The sequence below is a fragment of the Halotalea alkalilenta genome (assembly GCF_001648175.1).
Classification (GTDB): domain Bacteria; phylum Pseudomonadota; class Gammaproteobacteria; order Pseudomonadales; family Halomonadaceae; genus Halotalea; species Halotalea alkalilenta_A.
Genome location: NZ_CP015243.1, coordinates 4,050,831 through 4,069,766 on the forward strand (window position 1 = coordinate 4,050,831; position 18,936 = coordinate 4,069,766).

Consider the following 18,936-nt stretch of genomic DNA (forward strand, 5'->3'; position numbering starts at 1 on the left):
CGCCAGCCCCTAGGCTTCGCAGGTACCCAACGAAGATGCATAGGCGAACTGGAGATGCCTCCTGGTCGTTTAATGGCTTCTGCGATCTTTTCCGCTTATAACCAGGGCGCGGCCTCCAGTCGTCGGCTCCGTGACAACCTGGGTCGTATCGACGCTTACCCGCTTGCCGCCGCCGGCGCGACCTCGGAACAAGCGTCAACACGCCCGAGGCCAAGGACAATAACAAAAGCGCCATCATGCGGAGGGTTACGACCTTGCCGTACAGAACCGGAAGAGAACGGACCACTACCCAGCAGCGGATCTTCCGTGTCAGGCGAAACTACAACAAGTGGGTAGCCAACCAGACCCTCGAAGACTTCGCCCTGCGCTTCACCGCTAAATCGGCTCGCCGCTGGTCGGCCGGACGTGTAGCCCATACCGCGCTCGGTGCGATTTCCTTCCTCGCCCTGGAAGCGATCGGCGGGGCGCTCACCCTCAACTACGGTTTCACCAACGCGGTCGCGGCGATCATCGTGGTGAGCCTGGCGATCTTCCTGCTCAGCCTGCCGGTGAGCTACTACGCGTCCCGCTATGGGGTGGACATCGATCTGCTCACCCGCGGCGCCGGCTTCGGCTACCTGGGCTCCACGCTGACATCGCTGATCTACGCCACCTTCACCTTCATCTTCTTCGCCCTGGAAGCGGCGATCATGGCGCTGGCGCTGGAGGTGCTGTTCGGCATTCCGCTCACATGGGGTTATGTGATCAGCTCCCTGGTGGTGATCCCCATCGTCACCCATGGCATCACCTACATCAGCCGTTTCCAGATCTGGACCCAGCCGCTGTGGATCGTCCTGCAACTGGCACCCTTCGTCTTCATCCTGATGCAGGACCCCGCATCGCTCGGGCGCTGGTCGGACTTCGACGGGCTCGACAACGTAGGGGGTGGATTCGACCTGCTGCTGTTCGGCGCGGGGGCGACGGTGATGTTCGCACTAGTGGCGCAGATCGGCGAGCAGGTCGACTTCCTGCGCTTTCTGCCGGAGCCCACCGCCGGCAAGCGCCTGCACTGGTGGCTGGCGATGCTGAGCGGCGGGCCCGGCTGGGCGATCGTCGGTGCGATCAAGGCCCTGGCCGGCTCGTTTCTCGCGGTACTGGCCTTTTCCCATGGGCTGTCGCGCAGCCAAGCCCAGGAGCCGATGCACATGTATCTGGTGGCCTTCGGCCACATCACCTCCCACCCCGCCACGCTGATGGCGATGGCCGGCATCTTCGTGGTGCTCTCTCAGCTCAAGATCAACGTCACCAACGCCTACGCAGGCTCGATCGCCTGGTCGAACTTCTTCTCGCGCCTCACCCACAGCCATCCGGGTCGCGTGGTATGGCTGGTGTTCAACGTGATGATCGCCCTGGTGCTGATGGAAATCGGCATCTACCGGGCGTTCGAAGCCATCCTCGGCACCTACTCGATGGTGGCAATGGCTTGGATCGGCTCGCTGGTGGCGGACCTGGTGATCAACAAACCGCTGGGCTTGAGCCCCAAGCACATCGAGTTCAAGCGCGCCTACCTCTACGATCTCAATCCAGTGGGCTTCGGTTCGATGCTGCTGGCCACGGCCATAGCCTTGACGGCACGCCTCGGCCTGTGGGGAGAGGTACCAGCGGCACTGGCCTCCTTCCTGGCACTGCTCACCGCCTTCATCGCCGCTCCGGCCATCGCGCTCTATACCCGAGGGCGCTACTACATCGCCCGCACCCCGGAGCCGGCCACCGCCACCCGGGGCCGCCCGTGCTGCATCTGCGAGCACCACTTCGACGACGAAGACATGGCCTTCTGCCCGGCCTACAACAGCCCGATATGCTCACTGTGCTGCTCGCTGGACGCGCGCTGCAACGATGCCTGCAAGCAGCATGCGGGTTTCCAGCAGCAGTTGATCGACTGGCTGGGCATGGTCCTGCCGCAACGAGCGCTCAAGCACATCAACTCAAGGATCGGACACTTCATCAGCCTGCTGATGTTGATCATCCTGGTGATCGCAGGCTTCTTCGCACTGGTCTTCTACCAGCTCCCCGCCACGACGCCGGAAGTGAGCGAACTGATGGCCACCACCCTGGCAAAAGTCTTCGCCATTCTGGTGATCATCAGCGGCGTGGTGGCCTGGCTGTTCGTGCTCGCCCACGAGAGCCGGGTGGTCGCCCAAGAGGAATCCCATCGGCAAACCCGGATGCTGACGGCGGAAATCAAGGCCCACGAGAAAACCGATCTCGCCCTGCAAAAGGCCAAGGAGCTGGCGGAAGCCGCCAATCAAGCGAAGAGCCGCTACCTCACCGGGCTCAGCCACGAGCTCCGGTCACCCTTGAATGCCGCCTTCGGCTACGCCCAGCTGCTGGAGCACGACCCGCTGATTCCCGAACATCGCCGGGAGGCGGTGGCCGCCATCCGCCGCAGTACGGGGCACCTCTCGGATCTCATCGAAGGGCTGCTGGAGATATCCAAGATCGAGGCCGGGCGCCTGGAGCTCTATCGCAACCGGGTCCGCGTCCGGTCGCTGATCGATGAGCTGGTGGCGATGTTCCGCCTGCAGGCGCAGGGGAAAGGCATCGGCTTCGAATTCCACCACCAGGGGAGCATCCCCGAATGGGTCACCACCGATGAAAGGCGTCTGCGCCAGATACTCATCAACCTGCTTTCCAATGCGATCAAGTTCACCAATCGGGGCAAAGTGACGCTGAGCTTCCGCTACCGCAATCAGGTGGCGGAATTCACCGTCAAAGACACCGGGATAGGGATCGCCGAGGAGGACATGCAGCGCATCTTCCGACCGTTCGAGCGGATTCGTAAGCCCGGGGTACCGGCGGTCAACGGCACCGGTCTGGGACTCACCATCACCCAGCTACTGACCGGCATCATGGGAGGCGACCTGCAGGTCTCGAGCCAGCCCGGCAAGGGCAGCGAGTTCCGCCTTTCGGTGATGCTCTCGAGCTTTACCCAAGGGACGCAGCCACGAGCGTCGGATCGCCCCATCGACGGCTACAGCGGCGAGCGGAAAACACTGCTGGTGATCGACGATGACCCCACCCATCGAGGCCTGATCAGCGACATGCTGACCCCGCTGGGATTTCAGGTCATCGAAGCGCCGGATGGCCGCTGCGGCCTGGACCTGGCATTAAACAACCCGCCGGACCTGGTGCTGATGGATGTGGCCATGCCGCAAATGGACGGCTGGCAAACCGCGCGATTGCTGCGCCGGCAGGGATATCGCGCGCCGTTGGTGATGATCTCCGCGAGCGCCCGGGAAAATCACGCCGCGGCCCTGTCCCAAGGGCTGCACGATGACTACCTGATCAAGCCGTTCAAGCTGGGGGCACTGCTCGACACCTTGGCCCGGCAGCTCGAGCTGGGCTGGATCCATCGGCACGAACGCAGCGCCGCCCCCGCCGGCCTCGCGCTCGAGGAGGTGCAGGAACTTAACGGAGATCTACGCGACGAACTGGTCGCGCTCGCTGAAATCGGTCATCTGCGCGGGTTGCGAGAGCGCCTGCTGCAAGCGCGCCAGAGTGGACTGATCCCCGCACCGCTGGCGATGTCCCTCGAGTCGGCGATGAACCGATTCGATTTCCATGAACTGATACGACTACTGGAACCACACCAATGATCGCCGCCACCCGCAAGGATTTGATTCTGGTGGTGGACGACTCCCCGGACTCCCTGGGCATGATCCACCACGCGCTGGACCAGGCTGGACTCACCGCGCTATTGGCCCTGGAAGGCGCCCAGGCGATCAGCATCGCCGAGAAAATGGTTCCCGATCTGGTGCTCATGGACGCGATGATGCCCAACATGGACGGCTTCGAAACCTGCCGTCGACTGAAAGGAAAACCGGATCTCGCCACCGTCCCGGTGATCTTCATGACCGGGCTCACCGAGTCGGAGGACGTCATCCGCGGCCTGGAAGCGGGAGGGGTGGACTACGTCACCAAACCGGTACGCCCCAGCGAGCTCATCGCGCGCATCCGCGTGCACCTGAACAATGCCCGTCTCGCCCATAGCGCGCGCATCGCGCTGGACCACCTTGGCCAAGCTTCGTTTTCCACCGACACGACCGGCCGCTGGAGATGGGCCACGCCCTTGGCGGAAAGCCGCCTGGGAGGCAGCGAAGAACAACGCCACGAACGCCTGGCACGACTGTCGCAACACATTCGCCAGTGGCTGCTGCGCGCGCCTCAAGCCGGCGACCAGCTCGCGCTGAATCTGCTGCCTTGCGATCTACGCCTGCGCTATCTGGGAGAGGCCGCCCCTGGTGATCACCTTTTCCGGCTGCAGAGGCACAGCGCGGACGAGGAGAGCGAAGTGCTCCAGACCCAGCTGCGCCTGACCCGACGCGAAGCGCAGGTACTGCTATGGATCGCCCAGGGCAAGACCAACCGGGAAATCGGCCAGATCCTCTCCTTGAGCCCACGCACAGTGAACAAGCACCTGGAGCAGGTATTCAGGAAACTGGGCGTGGAAAATCGCACTGCCGCCGCGGCCATGGCCCTGCAGTGCCTGACCGCGGCCTAAGCCCGCGACCGGGAAGGCCCTCTGCGGCCATTGGCTGATCCAGCTACTTTCGCAAGCGCCAAACCGAGGCGCGAACGGACTGTCGAGTAAATTACTGCACCAAATTGGAACAATCAGCCACCCTTAGTACCCCGCCTCGCTCCCTGCGCTCGCACGATGATGCCATGCTGCCAATTCAGCATCAGCATGATCGATAAATCGCAATTATCCGAACGCCTTGAGGTTAGGCGCGGTTACGCCCTCTTCCCTCGCCCATCGCCATGCCCGCACGGCGCAGTTGGTAAGCAAATTGCACTGGCCTTCGCCATCTGCGGGATCGCGGCATAACGACGCGCCCATCGTCATTTCCAATGATCAGGAGACACCATGACTTCGCGGCATATTTCGACGCTCCCAAGTCGCAGCGCCGGCGCTGCCCTGCTCTCGGGCCTCGGCTTCTCGCTACTGCTCGGCTTGAGCCCTAGCGCGCACGCGCTCGACGCGGTCAGCGTACAGCTCGACTGGCTGCCCGCCGGTGACAAGGCATTCGTCTATGCAGGCGTCGCCGAAGGCTTCTACCGTGATGCCGGCCTCGAGGTCACCATCCGCCCCGGCCGTGGCTCGGCCGACGCCGTCACCCAGCTCGCCGCCGGCAATGCCGACGTCGGCACCGCCGGGATCGGCTCGCTGATGCAAGCCGCCGCGGAGGGCGGTGTACCGGTCAAGGCGGTGATGTCGATCTACTCGAAGCCGCCGGATGCGATCTTCACCGTCGAGGGCTCGGGGATCACCGATCTTGAAAGCGCAGTCGGCAAGCGGCTCGCGATGCCGACCTTCTCCTCCTCCAATGCGCTATGGCCGGCGGTGCTCGAGCGCAATGGCATCGCCCCCGATTCGATCCCGGTGCTCAGTACCGACCCCAGCGGCATGGCGCCGCTGCTGGCGCAGGGGCGGGTCGACATGACCCTGAACTGGGTGACCAAGGCGCCGGAGTCCGAGTCGGTGCTGGCCCAGGCAGGCAAGCAGCTCGAGGTCCTGCCGCTCTCCGACTTCGGTCTCGAAGGCTACGGCTTCTCGCTGATGGCTTCCGAGCGAACCATCGAACAGCGCCCCGAGGTGCTCAGGCGCTTCGTCGAGGCCTCGCGCCGCGCGATCGAATTCTCCTCCGCCCATCCGGAGCAGGCCGCGGCGGCGGTCAAGGCGGCGGTGCCGGAGGCGGATCTCGCCGTGCTCGAGGGAGAGCTGCGCAACTCGCTGCCGCTGATCGACAACGAGATCTCCGCACGCGACGGACTCGGTGCCTTCGATCCCGCGCTGCTCTCGACCACCTGGGAGTGGATCGCCGACTCGATGGACTTCGATCGCGATGCGCTCGACCCGACAAGCCTGGTGGACACCCGCTTCCTCGGAGCCGAGCAATGAGTGCCGACGCCCACGAGCGAGCGGTGATCACTCTCGAAGGGGTCGGCCAGACCTTCCGCTCCAGCGACGGAAGCCCGGTGATTGCGCTGGACGGCGTCGACCTGGCGCTGGAGCGCCATGAGTTCGTCTCGCTGATCGGCCCCTCCGGCTGCGGCAAGTCGACCATCCTGCGGCTGATCTCGGGTCTGTTGCTACCGACCAGCGGTCGGCTTTCGATCTACGGCAAGCGCGTCACCGAGCCGCGCGACGAGATCGGCATGGTGTTCCAGAAGGCGACCCTGCTGCCGTGGCTCTCGGTCGCCGACAACATTACCTTCCCGATGAAGCACAAGTATGGCCGGGTCACCGCGGAGGAGAAGCGACGCGCCGGTGAGCTGCTGGAGATGATCGGACTCAAGGAGTTCGGCCACAAGCGGCCCAACGAGCTCTCCGGCGGCATGCAGCAGCGGGTCGGCATCGCCCGCTCGCTGCTGCATGATCCCGACATCCTGCTGATGGACGAGCCCTTCTCGGCGCTCGATGCGCTGACCCGCGACGAAATGAGCTTCGAGCTGCTGCGGATCTGGAGCGAGAGGCCGAAGACCGTGGTATTCGTCACCCACTCGATCCAGGAGGCCCTGCTGCTCTCCGATCGCATCGTGGTGATGAGCGCTCGTCCCGGCCGGGTCGCCGAGATCATCGATGTGCCACTAGCACGTCCGCGCACGCTGGATACCTTGTCCGATCCGCTTTACAACCAGCTGGCCAACGATATCCGCCGCAAGGTGTTCAGCCGCGCACCGCTCGAGGCCGGTGGCGAGGGGGTCCGCGCATGATCGCGCTCAAGCGGATCGCGACGCGCTACGCCTCGCTGATCGCCTTCATTCTCGTGGTACTCGCCTGGGAGCTCGGTTGCGACCTGTTCCAGGTCCCCACCTTCGTGCTGCCGGCACCGAGCGCGATCCTCGTCGCCTTCACCACCCTGTCGCCATCGCGCTGGTTCGAACACACCTGGGCGACCCTGGAAGTAGCCCTGCTAGGCTTCGTCATCGCCACCGCGATCGCGGTGCCGCTGGCGATCGCGATCACCCGCTCGAAGCTGGTCTCCCGCGTGGTGATGCCATGGCTGATCGTGATCCAGTCGACCCCGATCGTCGCCATCGCGCCGATCATCGTCGTCACCCTCGGCGCCGGGGTGCTGCCCCGGGTGGTGATCACCACCCTGATCGCGTTCTTCCCGATCGTGATCTCGACCGCCACCGGACTCGCCTCGGTGCCGGCGGAGTTCACCGAGCTTTCGCGCTCGCTGCGCGCATCGCGCAATCGCGAGTACTGGCAGATCCGGATGCCCTACGCCCTGCCGCATCTGTTCAGCGCACTGCGGGTGGCGATCACCCTGGCGATCGTCGGTGCGGTGGTGGCGGAGTTCGTCGCCGCCGAGAGAGGGCTCGGCTACCTGATCCTCTACTCCACCTCGTCGTTTCGCATCGCGGTCGCCTTCGCCGCACTGGTGATCCTGGTCGCCTCGAGCCTGGTGCTCTACGGCCTCATCACCCAACTGCAGCGGCGCCTCTTCCCGTGGAGCGAGCATCGTGGCTGAACGGATCTACTTCGCCGGTCCCGAGGTGTTCCACCCCGACGCGGAGACACTCGCCGCGCAGGCCCATGCCCAGGCGTCAGCGCGCGGATTCGAGGCGATGACACCGATGGATAATCGCCTGCCGGCGCTGGCGGATGGCGCGGCCATGCGCGCGGCGATCTTCCACAAGAATCTCGCGCTGCTCGACCGGGCAGAACTGGTAGTGGCGAACCTATCGCCATTTCGCGGCCCTTCCGCCGATGCCGGCACGATCTGGGAGATCGGTTACGCCTTCGCCCGTGGAGTGCCGGTGTTCGCCTGGAGCGACTGCCCCGGCGACTATCGCTCGCGGGTGGTCGACGACGGCCTGCGCATCGAGGATTTCGACGGCTTCGACAACCTGATGATCAGTGAAAGCATCATCGCCCCGCTGCATCCGAATCTTGCGGCCGCCCTCGACGCCGCCGCCCTCTTCCTGCATCCACCCACCACCCGATGACCGAGGACCGTTCTTCGATGACCTTGCGCCGCCTGCTCTCCACCCTGCTGGTCGTTCCCGCCTGCACACTGCTAGCCCCGCTCGCCGTGCTGCCAGCCCAAGCCGCCGAGCTCGACCCGGTCAGGGTCCAGCTCGACTGGCTGCCGACCGGCGACAAGGCGTTCTTCTATGCCGGCGTGGCCGAGGGCATCTACCGTGACGCCGGGCTCGACGTCACTCTGGCGCCCGGCCGCGGCTCGCCCGATGCGGTGACCCAGGTCGCCGCCGGCAACGCCGACATCGGCGCCGCCGGCATCAATGCGCTGATGGAGGCCTACGCCGAGGGCGGGGCACCGGTCAAAGCGGTGATGTCGATCTATTCCAAGCCGCCGGAGGCGGTGTTCACCTACGAGGGCTCGGGCGTGACCGACCTCGCCACGACCCTTGGCAAACGCATGGCCTATTCGATGACCAGCGCCCCGTGGCCCGGCGTGCTGCGCCAGGCCGGGCTCGATCCCGACGCGGTGAACATGGTCAACGTTTCGCCGGCAAGCCTCGCGCCGATGCTGGCCCAGGGCCAGGTCGAGATGAACCTCAACTGGGTGACCAAACAGCCCGATGCCGAGTCGCTGATGGAGGCCGCGGGGCGCAAGCTCAAGGTGCTGCCGCTCTCCGAGTACGGCCTCGAAGGCTACGCCTACAGCCTGCTTGCGAGCCAGCGGATGATCGACTCCCGCCCCGAGGTGCTCGCGCGCTTCATCACCGCCACCCGAGAGGCGATCGAGTTCTCCATCGCCCATCCCGAGCAGGCCGCGGCGGGCCTCGCCAAGGTGGTGCCGGAGAGCGATCCTGCGATCCTCGAGGGCCAGCTGCGCGCCTCCTTCCCACTGATCGACAACGAGATTTCCCAGGCCGACGGGCTCGGCGTCTTCGAGCCTCAGCGCCTCGCTACCACCTGGCGGTGGGTCGCCGAGTCCGACGGCTACGCGATCGACGCGATCGATCCCGCCGCGCTGATCGATTCACGCTTCCTCGACACCGCCGCTCAATGACGAGCCCGAGATGACTCAAGAACCTTGTGTCGCAACCACCGGGGCGCCGCGCAGCGCCCCCAGCCGCGCGCAGATGATCCGCCACCTGCGCCGCTCCAACCAGGTCGCCCAGCGCGCGGTGACGCTGGGCCATCATCCGTTCGGCGCGGTGCTGGTCGCACCGGATCACGAGACGGTACTGCTCGAGCAGTGCAACATCGATACGGTCAACCACGCCGAATCGACCCTGGCGCGAATAGCGGCGACCAACTTCAGCGCCGACTACCTCTGGCACTGCACGCTCTACACCGCGGTGGAGCCGTGCTGCATGTGCTCGGGCACGATCTACTGGTCCAACATCGGCCGGGTGGTGTTCGGTCTCCACGAGCTCCAGCTGCTCGAGGCCACCGGCGAGCATGGCGAGAACCCGACCATGAGCGTCTCCTCGCGCTACGTGTTCGATCACGGCCAGAAGCCGGTGGAACTGATCGGACCAATCGAGGAACTGACCGAAGAGACCGCGCGGATGCAGCGCGAATTCTGGGCGACCCGCTGATACTGGGAGCAGCGCAATGAAGCAGACCCTGCGCGTGCACAATGCCGCGATCCACTACTTCGACATGGTCCGCCGCTGCGGCTCGATCCGCGAGGCAGCGCGACGGCTCAACGTCGCCTCCTCGGCGGTCAGCCGGCAGATCATCAAGCTCGAGGACGAAATCCAGGCGCCGCTGTTCGAACGCCTGCCGAGCGGACTCAGGCTGACCACCGCTGGCGAGATCTTCGCCCGCCACGTGATGGTAGTGATGCAAGACACCGAGCGTACCCGCTCGGAGCTCGGCGCGCTGCGAGGCCTGCGCAGCGGCCATGTGCGGCTGGCGATCGTCGAAGGACTGATCAGCGACCTGATGCCGACGGTGATCGAGCGCATGCGCGAGCGCTACCCGAACATCTCGACCGATATCGCGATCCTCGGCTCCCAGCAGATTCCCGAGGCGCTGGCCAAGGGCCAGGCCGATCTGGGCGTCGCTTTCTCGCTCAAGCGCCATGCCGATCTGCGCCAGCTGGCCATCGCCCATTTCGAGCTCGGCGCGATCATGCGCCCGGACCATCCGCTCGCCCGCCACACCGAGCTCAACCTGGTCACCTGCAGCCAGTATCCGATGATCCTGCCCACCCCGGAGCTGTCGCTCTACCAGCTGGTCGCTCCCTTGTTCAGCGGCCAGGAGCGGCCAACCAACGGCGTCGCCCGGGTCAGCTCGGTGGAGCTCGCCAAGCAAATGGCCAAGCGCGGGGTCGGCATCGCCTTCCAGACCCGGATCGGCATCCTCGAGGAGCTCGAGAAAGAGACGCTCGCCTTCGTTCCCGTGCGTCTCGGCGGGCCGATCTACAGCGACCTCGGCGTCTACGCCCGCAACGGCCGCTTCCTCCCCGTCGCCGCCGACGCCTACGCTCGAGCGCTCAACGAGGAGATCATCGCCCGCGGCCAGGGCGACCGCCGGCAGTGGTGAGCGCCGCTTGGGCGGGCGCCGGGCGCGACGCTCACGCCTGCCATACGCCCTCATGCACCGCGGCGGCCTCCCCGATCAGCGCGGGGCCGATGCACTCGATCATCCCGGGAGATGCGTCGAACACGTCATGGCAGGACAACTCGACGTCCCGCTGGTCGAGCCGCTCACCGCGAAAACGCCGCAGGCTGACTGCATCGATGCCATAGACCACCCGCTGGAGGTTGGCCCAGAAGATCGCCCCGGCGCACATCACGCAGGGCTCGGCTGAAGAGTAGAGCGTCGCCTCGCCGAGGGTCTCGCGACTGAAGCGCGGCGAGGCCAGGCGTACCGCCGTGGTCTCGGCATGGCCGGTGCAGTCACGCGTTTCGAAGGTATTGTTCCAGGCGCGGGCTAGCACCTCCCCTTGCCGCGACACGATCACCGCGCCGAACGGACGGTTGCCGCGCTGGCGGGCGGTGTGCGAGAGCTCGATGGCGTGGCGCAGCCACTCGGCGTCGACCGGTGAGAGTGTGACTTCGCCGGGCGTTGGATGGTTGGCGGACATCACTGTCACTCCTGCACAGGTGGGGCATCATTCGCCAGAAAGCGCCGGTCGACGACGCTGTCTGGATCGAGCCGGTCGGTTGAGTAGTCCATCGAGGCGCTGACCCAGCGCCAGTTGGCAGCGAGCATCGCGGGACTGAGTGCGCCCAGCCCGTCGCGCTGGGCGATGGGGGAGTCGATCAGCCCGATCGCCGCTCGGTACTCGGCCTCGATCACCTCGGCATCCGCCTCCTGCACCGCCGCGACCAGCGCTTGGGCCGCCTGGTCGGGATGGGCGTTGGCGTATTCCAGCCCGCGCAAGGTGGCGCGCACGAAGCCTTCGAGCTGCTCGGGGTGGCTTTCGATCAACGCCTCGGGCGCGGCGACCACCTGCCCATAGCCGTCGAGCCCCGCGTCGCTCCAAGGCAGAGCGATCAGCTCGCGGCCGGTCTGCTCGAGCAGCAGGGCGACCCTGGGCGCGTCCGGTACCCAGTTGATGATCGCATCGAGCTGACCGCGCGCCAGCATCGGCCCCAGCGTGCCGGGGTCGACCTTGACCAGAGTGACCTGGTCGGGGGTGACGCCGTTGTGCTCGAGCATCACTGGCCAGAGGGTGTTGGAAGAGGTGAACGCAGAGGTCCCTACCCGCTTGCCGACGGTCGCCGCCAGCGAGTCGATACCGCTGCCCGAATAGGTGAAGAGCGCATCCGGCTGCAGGGTATGCACCGACATGATCGCCTTGACCGGCAGCTGGTTCTCGACCCGGGCGGCCATCAGCGCCGGCATCCCCAGCAGGGCGACATCGGCGCTGCCGGCGGCCAGCTTGGTGAGCGCGTCATTCGAGCCGCGACTGGAATTGATCTCGACCTCGAGCCCCTCTTGAGCGTAGAAACCCTGGGCCACGGCGGTATAGACGTAGGCCTTGTCGCCACTCGGCAGCCAGCCGAGCTCGAGGCGCAGCGTGGCATTCTGCGCCTGGGCAGGAAACACCACCCCCGCGAGGATGACCCCCAGCAGCGCGGCGCCGGCGGTCCTTTTTGGCATCGTTGTCATTGTAGTGATGTCCCGAATGGAAAAGGGGCGAAACGGATCGACTATAGCGGCTCGGGCAGGCGATCGAGATCGACTCCCCGAGCGCACCCTGCTGCCGATTGCGCAGCGCCGGCGGCCCGCGCAGTGATGAGGATATACCCGCATGCTATGATCGCCCGGCAACCAGGAGATGCTCCCTTGGCGACCCGCTTCGATCTATCCCGTCTTCCGATCCCCTTGCGCTGGCTACTCCTCATCGCGCTGAGCGCGCTGGTTGGTCAAACCCTCGACGCCCTGAGCATGCCTGCCGGACAGTTCATCGGTCCGATGGTGGTGGCGATCGTGCTCGCGATCCTCGGTATTTCGCTTCGCCTGCCGCGGCTGTGGTTCAAGCTCGGCCAGGGAGCGATCGGCATGCTGATCAGCCAGACGCTGAGCATCGCCGTGCTCACCACCATCGTCGGCCACTGGCCGCTGATGGTGGCCGCCACCGCGCTGACCTTGGCGTTCAGCTACCTGGTCGGCGTCGTCAGCGTACGCTACGGCGGGATGCCCGGTACCACGGCCGCCTGGGGCACCACCCCTGGGGCGGCGGCAGCGATGGTGGCGATGGCGGAGGAAAACGACGCAGACCCGCGCATCGTCGCCGCGATGCAGTACGTGCGGGTCATCTGCGTAGTGTTGATCGGTGCGCTGGTCGGTCACGTCTTCAGCGCAGGCGAAGGCAGTGCCGTCAAGGAGAGCGTCTACAGCTTCGAGCTGTTTCCCGTCGCCGCCTCGCTGGCGGTGCTGGTGGTCGGTTCGCTGATCGGCCAGCGGCTGCTGCCGGCGGGCGCACTGCTGGGGCCTGTGCTGCTGGCCACTCCATTGCATCTGCTCGGACTGGTGGAGATCAATTTGCCTGCCCCGCTGCTCGCGATCGCCTACGCCGCGATCGGCTGCTACGTCGGCCTGCGCTTCGACCGCCCGACGGTGCGCTACGTGATGCGCTCGCTGCCCTGGATGGTCTTCGCCTCGCTGCTGCTGATCGCGCTCTGTGCCTTCTCGGCCTGGCTGGTGCTGCATTTCATCGCCACCGACTACCTGAGCCTCTATCTCGCCACCAGCCCCGGCGGACTGGACTCGATGACGATCATCGCCATCGACACCCAGGCGGATGTCGGCCTGGTCGCGGCGCTACAGGTGATGCGGCTGTTCGCGGTGATCCTGATCGGGCGCTGGATGGCGAGCTCGATCGCCCGCTTCGCCATCGATGAGCGCTAGCCTAGAGCGGCATTTCCAACCCGACCGCCACTGCCCCCGTGAGAGCCCATGCCCGACACCTCCTCTCCCGCCCACTTTTGCGCTGACCAGCCGATCCACGTAGTCACCGGCTGCCTGCGCGCACGGCGCGTCCTGCCGGCGCTGCGCGCGGCGGTCGATGCAGAGCGACGCCGATGAGCGCGGAGCTGATCTGGGTACTGGCGCTGCTCGGCTTCACCGTCGTGCTGTTCGTCAGCGACCGAGTGCGCATGGATGTGATCGCGCTGCTGGCGATCGTGGCGCTGGCTGCGAGCGGCACGCTGAGCGTCGAGGAAGCGCTGGCGGGATTCTCCGACCCAAGCGTTGTGCTGATCGCGGCGATGTTCGTGATCGGCGAAGGCCTGGTGCGCAGCGGCATCGCCCATCGGCTGGGGGGGCTATTGGTGCGCGGGGCGGGGCAAAGCGAAACGCGGCTACTGATCCTTTTGATGCCTTGCGTGGTGCTGCTCGGCGCGGTGATGAGCTCGACCGGCGTAGTCGCGATCTTCGTACCCGTGGTGCTCAGCGTCGCCGCGCGCATCAAGACCGCCCCCTCGCGGCTGATGATGCCGCTCAGCTTCGCCGGCCTGATCAGCGGGATGACCACCCTGGTCGCCACCGCGCCCAACCTGGTGGTCAACAGCGAACTGCAGCGCGCGGGGCTCGATGGCTTCGGCTTCTTCTCGATCACTCCGCTGGGCGTTGTGGTGCTGCTGGTGGGGGTCGGCTACATGCTGGTCGCACGCCGCTGGCTGGCGGGCGACGGCGGACTGGTCGCAGGACCATTGGGCAACCGCAGCACGCTGAACCAGCTGATACAGCGCTATCGCCTCAGCGGGCGCGCCTGGCGGCTCAGGCTGCGATCGGACTCGCCGATGATCGGCCGGCCGCTGGACACCCTCGCGCTGCGCGAGCGCTTCGGGATCAACGCGATCGGGATCGAGCGCAAGCGCCGGCTGCGCCGGGTGATCGTCGCCGTGTTCCCGGGCCTTGAGCTGCGCGAGCGCGACACACTGCTGGTCGACGCCGCCGATGAGGACCACGTCCGCGCGTTCTGCACCGAGTGCGGGCTCGAGCCTAGGATCCTGCGCGGCGACTATTTCAGCGATCGGGTCGAGGAGATCGGCATGGCTGAAATCACCCCGCTGCCCGACTCGGAGAAGCTCGGCAGGAGCCTGCGCGAGCTTGCGTTTCGCAGCACCACCGGGCTCAGCGTGGTCAGCATCCAACGAAACGGAGAAGTGCTCGTCGGATCGTTGATCGACGAGCCGATCAGAAACGGCGACGTGCTGCTGGTGGCGGGGGAATGGCGCAGGATCTCGCGGCTGCAGCGCGACTCGCGTGATTTCGTCGTCTTCGGCCTGCCCGCCGAGATCGACGACGTTGCCCCGAGTCGCCGCAAGGCACCGCTCGCGCTGCTGTCGCTGGCGCTCACCATCGCGCTGATGGTTTCAAACGCGGTGCCCAATGCGATCGCCGCGCTGATCGGCTGCCTGCTGATGGCGGCGAGCCGCTGCATCGATGCACAGAGCGCCTACCGTTCGATCCATTGGCCGAGTCTGATCCTGATCGTCGGGATGATGCCGTTCGCGATCGCACTGCAGAAAACCGGCGGGGTGGCGCTGATGGTCGAACTATTGGTCGAGACCGTCGGCGGGCTCGGACCGCGCACCATCCTCGCTGGTCTCTTCGCCCTCACTGCGGTGATCGGACTGTTCATCTCCAACACCGCCACCGCGGTGCTGATGGCACCGATCGCGATCGCCCTCGCCGAGCGCCTCGACGCCTCGCCCTATCCCTTCGCGATGATCGTCACCCTCGCCGCCTCGGCGGCGTTCATGACCCCGGTCTCATCGCCGGTCAACACCCTGGTGGTCGCCCCCGGCGGCTACCGCTTCGTCGACTTCGTCAAGATCGGAGTCCCCTTCACCCTAATCGTGATGGCGATCGGCGTGGCACTGGTGCCCTGGCTGTTCCCGTTTTGAGCCGATCGGCCAGTTCGCCTCAGTTCGACTCACAGGCCTCGATCAACAGCCGATGCACCCGATCGTCGCCACCAAGTTCGGGATGGAAGGCACAGCCGATGGCATTCCCCTGGCGTACCAGCACCGGATCATCGCCGCGCCGGGCGAGCACTTCCACGCCCGCGCCGAGCAGGGTGATCCTCGGAGCGCGAATGAACACCATCTCGAACGGCCCGCCGGGCAGGCGAGTCTCGCCGCGCAGCACCTTTGAGTCGCGCTGGCGGCCATAGGCGTTACGCGCCACCGTCAGATCGAGCGCGCCGAGGCTCGGCTGGTGCGGTTCGACCTCGCGGGCGAGCAGGATCAGTCCGGCGCAGGTCCCCAGCGCAGGCCTTGCGGCGACGAACTCGCCCAGCGCCTCGAACAGCCCGTCACGGGCGAGAAACCGCAGCATGGTGGTCGACTCGCCGCCGGGCAGTACGATGGCGTCGAGCCCTTCGAGGTCGCGGGTATTGCGCACCAGCGGCGCCTCGACGCCCAGGGCCGTGAGTACGCGGCGGTGGGCATCGAAAGCGCCTTGGAGCGCGAGCACGCCGATGCGTCGCATGCTCACCAGCCGCGCCCTTGGAACAGCTCGCGCTCTGCTAGCGTACTTACCGCAAGGCCTTTCATCGCGCCATCGCACTCCTCGCAGCAGGCGGCGACCACCTCCGGCTGATCGAAGTGGGTGCAGGCGCGGACGATCGCCCGGGCACGCTGCTCGGCCTCTTCTCGAGGAGCGAAGGTGCGCCCGTCGCTCATGAAGATGCCTGAGCCTACGAATACCGCCTCTGCGCCGAGGCTTCGCATCAGCGCGGCGTCCGCGGGGGTGGCGATGCCGCCGGCGGAGAAGTTCGGCACCGGCAGCCGGCCTTGGGCGGCGACTTGCTGAAGCAGCGAGAACGGCACCCGGTGGTCGCGGGCGGCGACGTAGAGCTCGTCCTCGCGCATCCCGGCGAGGTTTCGGATCTCGGCCATGATCTGGCGCATGTGCTTGACCGCGTGGACCACGTCGCCGGTGCCGGCCTCACCCTTGGTGCGGATCATCGCCGCGCCTTCGTTGATTCGCCGCAGCGCCTCGCCGAGATCGCGCGCACCGCAGACGAAAGGAATCTCGAAGCCGTGCTTGTCGATGTGATGGACTTCGTCGGCCGGGGTCAGCACCTCGCTCTCGTCGATGAAATCGACCCCCAGGCTCGCCAGTACCTCGGCCTCGGCGAAGTGGCCGATACGCGCTTTGGCCATCACCGGGATCGACACCGCCGCCATGATCGACTTGATCAGCCGCGGATTGGCCATTCGCGCCACCCCGCCCTCGGCGCGGATCTGCGCCGGCACCCGCTCCAGCGCCATCACCGCACAGGCACCGGCGGCTTCGGCGATCTCGGCCTGTTCGACGTTGCAGACGTCCATGATCACGCCGCCCTTGAGCATCTCGGCGAGACCGACCTTGAGTCGCATGCGCTCGGCGCGCTGCTGGTTTTCGGGGGAAGTCGGAAGCATCTAGTTGTTCTCCTCGGCGGCGATGGAAAGCACACCGCACGGATGGCGGTGAATGCGATGATGGTGGCTGACGCCGGGCCGACGGGACAGGTACAGTGCCAGTACGATTCAACCGAACCGTACTGGTCGCTCGACCAGTACACTCGCCATAAGGAACGCAGCGATGACTTCGACCCACCGAGGAGAGCCGGGCCAGACGCTGGTGGCCCGGGTAATGGCGCAAGTGCGCGAGCGTATCGAAGGCAGGAGCCTCAGCGCCGGCAGCCGGCTGCCGTCGATCCGGGCCCAGTCCGAATCGCTCGGGGTATCGAAGTCGACCGTGGTCGAGGCCTACGAACGGCTGGTCGCCGAGGGGCTGATCGAAGCGCGGCGCGGCTCCGGGTTCTATGTCGGCGAACAGCTGCCACCGCTACGCCTGAGCGAAGTGGGGCCCAGGCTCGACCGCGAGATCGACCCGGTATGGGTGACGCGTCAATCGCTCGAGGCCGGTGCCGACATGCTCAAGCCGGGCTGCGGCTGGCTACCCGAGGAATGGATGCCCGAGCGTGAGATTCGCCGCGCACTGCGCGCGCTGTCGCGTCAGGCGCTGGCGCCGCTGACCGCCTACGGCACGCCGCAGGGCTCGCCCTCGCTGCGCCAGCTGCTCTCCCACCGGATCAGCGAACGCGGGGTGATCGCCCCACCCGAACGGCTGATGCTGACCGAATCCGGCACCCAGGCGGTGGACCTGCTCTGTCGTTTCCTGCTCGAGCCGGGCGATACCGTACTGGTCGACGACCCCTGCTACTTCAGCTTCCAGGCGATGCTGCGCGCCCACCGCGCCCAAGTGGTCAGCGTGCCCTATACCCCCCATGGTCCGGATCTGGCCGCATTCGAGCACTGCTTGGCCGAGCACCGCCCGAAGCTCTACATCACCAACGCCGCCCTGCACAACCCGACGGGCGCATCGATCTCGTTCGACGTAGCGCACCGGCTGCTGCGCCTCGCCGAGCGTTTCGAGCTCAAGATCATCGAGGACGACGTCTTCGCCGACTTCGAATCCCGCCCCTCTCCAAGGCTCGCCGCGCTCGATGGCCTCGAGCGGGTGATCCACACCGGCAGCTTCTCGAAGACCCTCTCCGCCTCGGTGCGGGTCGGCTACATCGCCGCGCGCGGAGAATGGATCGAGGGGCTGGTCGATTTGAAGCTCGCCACCGCGTTCGAGTCGGGGCACTTCTCCGCCGAGCTGCTGCATACCCTGCTCAGCAACGGCGCCTATCGCAAGCATATGGAGGGGCTGCGCAAACGGCTTTCGGACTCGATGGGCACCACGCTCGAGCGGCTGCGCCGGCTCGGTATCGAACCGTGGATCGAGCCACGCGGCGGGATGTTCGTCTGGTGCCAGCTGCCGGAGGGACTCGACGCTGGACGACTGGCCCAGCGAGCGTTGCAGCAGCAAGTGGTGCTAGCACCGGGCAACGTCTTCAGCCTGTCGCAGAGCGCCGGGCGCTTTCTGCGCTTCAATGTCGCCCAGTCGCAGTCGCCGAAGATCTATCACGCGCTGGAGGAAGCGATGGAGGCCCAGAGCCGCGTCTAGCAGATGCTCAGCCGCCGAACGGCGCGAAGCCGAGCCTCACCAGCAAGAGCCCGCCCCATACCAGGGCGGCGAACAGCGCGCTGATCAGTACCGCGGCGGAGCCGAGATCCTTGGCCCTGCCGGAAAGCTCGTGGTACTCGCTGCCGACGCGATCGACCACGGCTTCGATCGCCGAGTTGAGCAACTCGACGATCAGCACCAGCAGCGCGCTGCCGACCAGCAGCAGCCAGTCGGTGAACGAGCGGGCGAGCCAGAAGGTGGCGGGGAACAGCACCACCAGCAGTACTACCTCGAGCCGAAATGCCTCCTCGAAACGCCAGCCGGAGCGCAGGCCGTACCAGGAGTAGCGAGTCGAATGAAGAAGTCGAGTGAAGCCGGTGTTAGCTGATTTCATCCGCGCGATGACCCGTTGCATGAATTGATGAGCGAAACGAACGCCGCGCGCGCCTTCGGCCTTGGTCCTAATGCCTGATGGCAAGCGTCGCGAATTTCCGACACCTTGG

At 66.2% G+C, this 18,936-nt stretch carries 18 protein-coding genes; 13 read left to right on the forward strand and 5 right to left on the reverse strand.

Translation table 11 applies throughout. The features are described from left to right. Positions 1 to 254: 254 nt before the first annotated feature. From A5892_RS18140 to A5892_RS18180, 9 genes are all read left to right on the forward strand, one after another. Complete coding sequence (locus tag A5892_RS18140; RefSeq protein ID WP_223302728.1) at positions 255 to 3,635, forward strand: hybrid sensor histidine kinase/response regulator; 3,381 nt, start codon at positions 255 to 257, stop codon at positions 3,633 to 3,635. After that, a complete protein-coding gene (locus A5892_RS18145; protein WP_064123987.1) occupies positions 3,632 to 4,540 on the forward strand; it encodes a response regulator transcription factor in 909 nt (302 codons plus the stop codon). The genes A5892_RS18140 and A5892_RS18145 overlap by 4 nt, the downstream gene beginning before the upstream one ends. 366 nt (positions 4,541 to 4,906) lie before the next feature. Then, positions 4,907 to 5,941 carry an ABC transporter substrate-binding protein gene (locus A5892_RS18150; protein WP_064123988.1) on the forward strand — a complete coding sequence of 345 codons (1,035 nt, stop codon included), beginning with the start codon at positions 4,907 to 4,909 and terminating at the stop codon, positions 5,939 to 5,941. Next, complete coding sequence (locus A5892_RS18155) at positions 5,938 to 6,756, forward strand: ABC transporter ATP-binding protein (RefSeq protein ID WP_064123989.1); 819 nt, start codon at positions 5,938 to 5,940, stop codon at positions 6,754 to 6,756. The genes A5892_RS18150 and A5892_RS18155 overlap by 4 nt, the downstream gene beginning before the upstream one ends. After that, complete coding sequence (locus A5892_RS18160) at positions 6,753 to 7,520, forward strand: ABC transporter permease (RefSeq protein WP_064123990.1); 768 nt, start codon at positions 6,753 to 6,755, stop codon at positions 7,518 to 7,520. Before A5892_RS18155 ends, A5892_RS18160 begins: the two co-directional genes overlap by 4 nt. Then, complete coding sequence (locus A5892_RS18165; protein WP_064123991.1) at positions 7,513 to 7,998, forward strand: nucleoside 2-deoxyribosyltransferase; 486 nt, start codon at positions 7,513 to 7,515, stop codon at positions 7,996 to 7,998. The genes A5892_RS18160 and A5892_RS18165 overlap by 8 nt, the downstream gene beginning before the upstream one ends. A 17-nt stretch (positions 7,999 to 8,015) precedes the next feature. After that, entirely contained in the window at positions 8,016 to 9,029 is a 1,014-nt protein-coding gene (locus tag A5892_RS18170) for an ABC transporter substrate-binding protein (RefSeq protein ID WP_064123992.1), read from the forward strand. A gap of 10 nt (positions 9,030 to 9,039) precedes the next feature. Continuing rightward, positions 9,040 to 9,564 (forward strand): nucleoside deaminase, encoded by a 525-nt coding sequence (locus tag A5892_RS18175; protein ID WP_064123993.1) that lies wholly within the window; start codon positions 9,040 to 9,042, stop codon positions 9,562 to 9,564. A 16-nt stretch (positions 9,565 to 9,580) separates the two neighbouring features. Beyond that, on the forward strand, positions 9,581 to 10,516 hold the full coding sequence (locus A5892_RS18180; protein WP_064123994.1) for a LysR family transcriptional regulator: 936 nt from the start codon (positions 9,581 to 9,583) through the stop codon (positions 10,514 to 10,516). A 31-nt stretch (positions 10,517 to 10,547) separates the two neighbouring features. Here A5892_RS18180 and A5892_RS18185 read toward each other — a convergent pair whose 3' ends face one another. After that, the gene (locus tag A5892_RS18185; protein WP_064123995.1) at positions 10,548 to 11,060 is read right to left on the reverse strand and encodes a nucleoside deaminase; all 513 of its coding nucleotides are present in this window, start codon (positions 11,058 to 11,060) and stop codon (positions 10,548 to 10,550) included. Between the two features lie 5 nt (positions 11,061 to 11,065). After that, positions 11,066 to 12,082, reverse strand: coding sequence for an ABC transporter substrate-binding protein (locus A5892_RS18190; protein ID WP_190295633.1), 1,017 nt, complete (start codon positions 12,080 to 12,082; stop codon positions 11,066 to 11,068). A gap of 186 nt (positions 12,083 to 12,268) precedes the next feature. Between A5892_RS18190 and A5892_RS18195 the strand changes: the two genes are divergently transcribed. From A5892_RS18195 to A5892_RS18200, 3 genes are read left to right on the forward strand one after another with little or no spacing between them, the layout of a single operon-like run. Continuing rightward, positions 12,269 to 13,333 carry an AbrB family transcriptional regulator gene (locus tag A5892_RS18195; protein WP_223302729.1) on the forward strand — a complete coding sequence of 355 codons (1,065 nt, stop codon included), beginning with the start codon at positions 12,269 to 12,271 and terminating at the stop codon, positions 13,331 to 13,333. 48 nt (positions 13,334 to 13,381) lie between these two features. Further along, positions 13,382 to 13,510 (forward strand): hypothetical protein, encoded by a 129-nt coding sequence (locus A5892_RS20935; RefSeq protein WP_263281388.1) that lies wholly within the window; start codon positions 13,382 to 13,384, stop codon positions 13,508 to 13,510. Beyond that, a complete protein-coding gene (locus A5892_RS18200) occupies positions 13,507 to 15,336 on the forward strand; it encodes an SLC13 family permease (RefSeq protein ID WP_064123998.1) in 1,830 nt (609 codons plus the stop codon). The genes A5892_RS20935 and A5892_RS18200 overlap by 4 nt, the downstream gene beginning before the upstream one ends. A gap of 19 nt (positions 15,337 to 15,355) precedes the next feature. Here A5892_RS18200 and pdxT read toward each other — a convergent pair whose 3' ends face one another. Then, positions 15,356 to 15,922, reverse strand: a complete 567-nt coding sequence (gene pdxT / locus A5892_RS18205) for a pyridoxal 5'-phosphate synthase glutaminase subunit PdxT (RefSeq protein WP_064123999.1) — start codon at positions 15,920 to 15,922, stop codon at positions 15,356 to 15,358. Between the two features lie 2 nt (positions 15,923 to 15,924). Beyond that, positions 15,925 to 16,857: a pyridoxal 5'-phosphate synthase lyase subunit PdxS gene (gene pdxS / locus A5892_RS18210; RefSeq protein WP_064124000.1), complete on the reverse strand. Its 933-nt coding sequence runs from the start codon at positions 16,855 to 16,857 to the stop codon at positions 15,925 to 15,927. Between the two features lie 163 nt (positions 16,858 to 17,020). On the opposite strand from pdxS, the gene A5892_RS18215 reads away from it, so the two are divergent. Continuing rightward, complete coding sequence (locus tag A5892_RS18215) at positions 17,021 to 18,433, forward strand: aminotransferase-like domain-containing protein (RefSeq protein WP_064124001.1); 1,413 nt, start codon at positions 17,021 to 17,023, stop codon at positions 18,431 to 18,433. 7 nt (positions 18,434 to 18,440) lie between these two features. On the opposite strand, the gene A5892_RS18220 is transcribed toward A5892_RS18215, so the two are convergent. After that, positions 18,441 to 18,827 (reverse strand): diacylglycerol kinase, encoded by a 387-nt coding sequence (locus tag A5892_RS18220; protein WP_027348657.1) that lies wholly within the window; start codon positions 18,825 to 18,827, stop codon positions 18,441 to 18,443. Positions 18,828 to 18,936 lie beyond the last annotated feature (109 nt).

Coding starts and splice junctions, on each gene's coding strand:
- A5892_RS18180 (WP_064123994.1), top strand. CDS start 9,581: ATGAAGCAGACCCTGCGCGTGCACAATGCCGCGATCCACTACTTCGAC.
- A5892_RS18200 (WP_064123998.1), top strand. CDS start 13,507: ATGAGCGCGGAGCTGATCTGGGTACTGGCGCTGCTCGGCTTCACCGTC.
- A5892_RS18185 (WP_064123995.1), bottom strand. CDS start 11,060: ATGTCCGCCAACCATCCAACGCCCGGCGAAGTCACACTCTCACCGGTC.
- A5892_RS18160 (WP_064123990.1), top strand. CDS start 6,753: ATGATCGCGCTCAAGCGGATCGCGACGCGCTACGCCTCGCTGATCGCC.
- A5892_RS18220 (WP_027348657.1), bottom strand. CDS start 18,827: ATGAAATCAGCTAACACCGGCTTCACTCGACTTCTTCATTCGACTCGC.
- A5892_RS18170 (WP_064123992.1), top strand. CDS start 8,016: ATGACCTTGCGCCGCCTGCTCTCCACCCTGCTGGTCGTTCCCGCCTGC.
- A5892_RS20935 (WP_263281388.1), top strand. CDS start 13,382: ATGCCCGACACCTCCTCTCCCGCCCACTTTTGCGCTGACCAGCCGATC.
- A5892_RS18155 (WP_064123989.1), top strand. CDS start 5,938: ATGAGTGCCGACGCCCACGAGCGAGCGGTGATCACTCTCGAAGGGGTC.
- A5892_RS18215 (WP_064124001.1), top strand. CDS start 17,021: ATGACTTCGACCCACCGAGGAGAGCCGGGCCAGACGCTGGTGGCCCGG.
- A5892_RS18145 (WP_064123987.1), top strand. CDS start 3,632: ATGATCGCCGCCACCCGCAAGGATTTGATTCTGGTGGTGGACGACTCC.
- A5892_RS18175 (WP_064123993.1), top strand. CDS start 9,040: ATGACTCAAGAACCTTGTGTCGCAACCACCGGGGCGCCGCGCAGCGCC.
- pdxS (WP_064124000.1), bottom strand. CDS start 16,857: ATGCTTCCGACTTCCCCCGAAAACCAGCAGCGCGCCGAGCGCATGCGA.
- A5892_RS18190 (WP_190295633.1), bottom strand. CDS start 12,082: ATGCCAAAAAGGACCGCCGGCGCCGCGCTGCTGGGGGTCATCCTCGCG.
- A5892_RS18150 (WP_064123988.1), top strand. CDS start 4,907: ATGACTTCGCGGCATATTTCGACGCTCCCAAGTCGCAGCGCCGGCGCT.
- pdxT (WP_064123999.1), bottom strand. CDS start 15,922: ATGCGACGCATCGGCGTGCTCGCGCTCCAAGGCGCTTTCGATGCCCAC.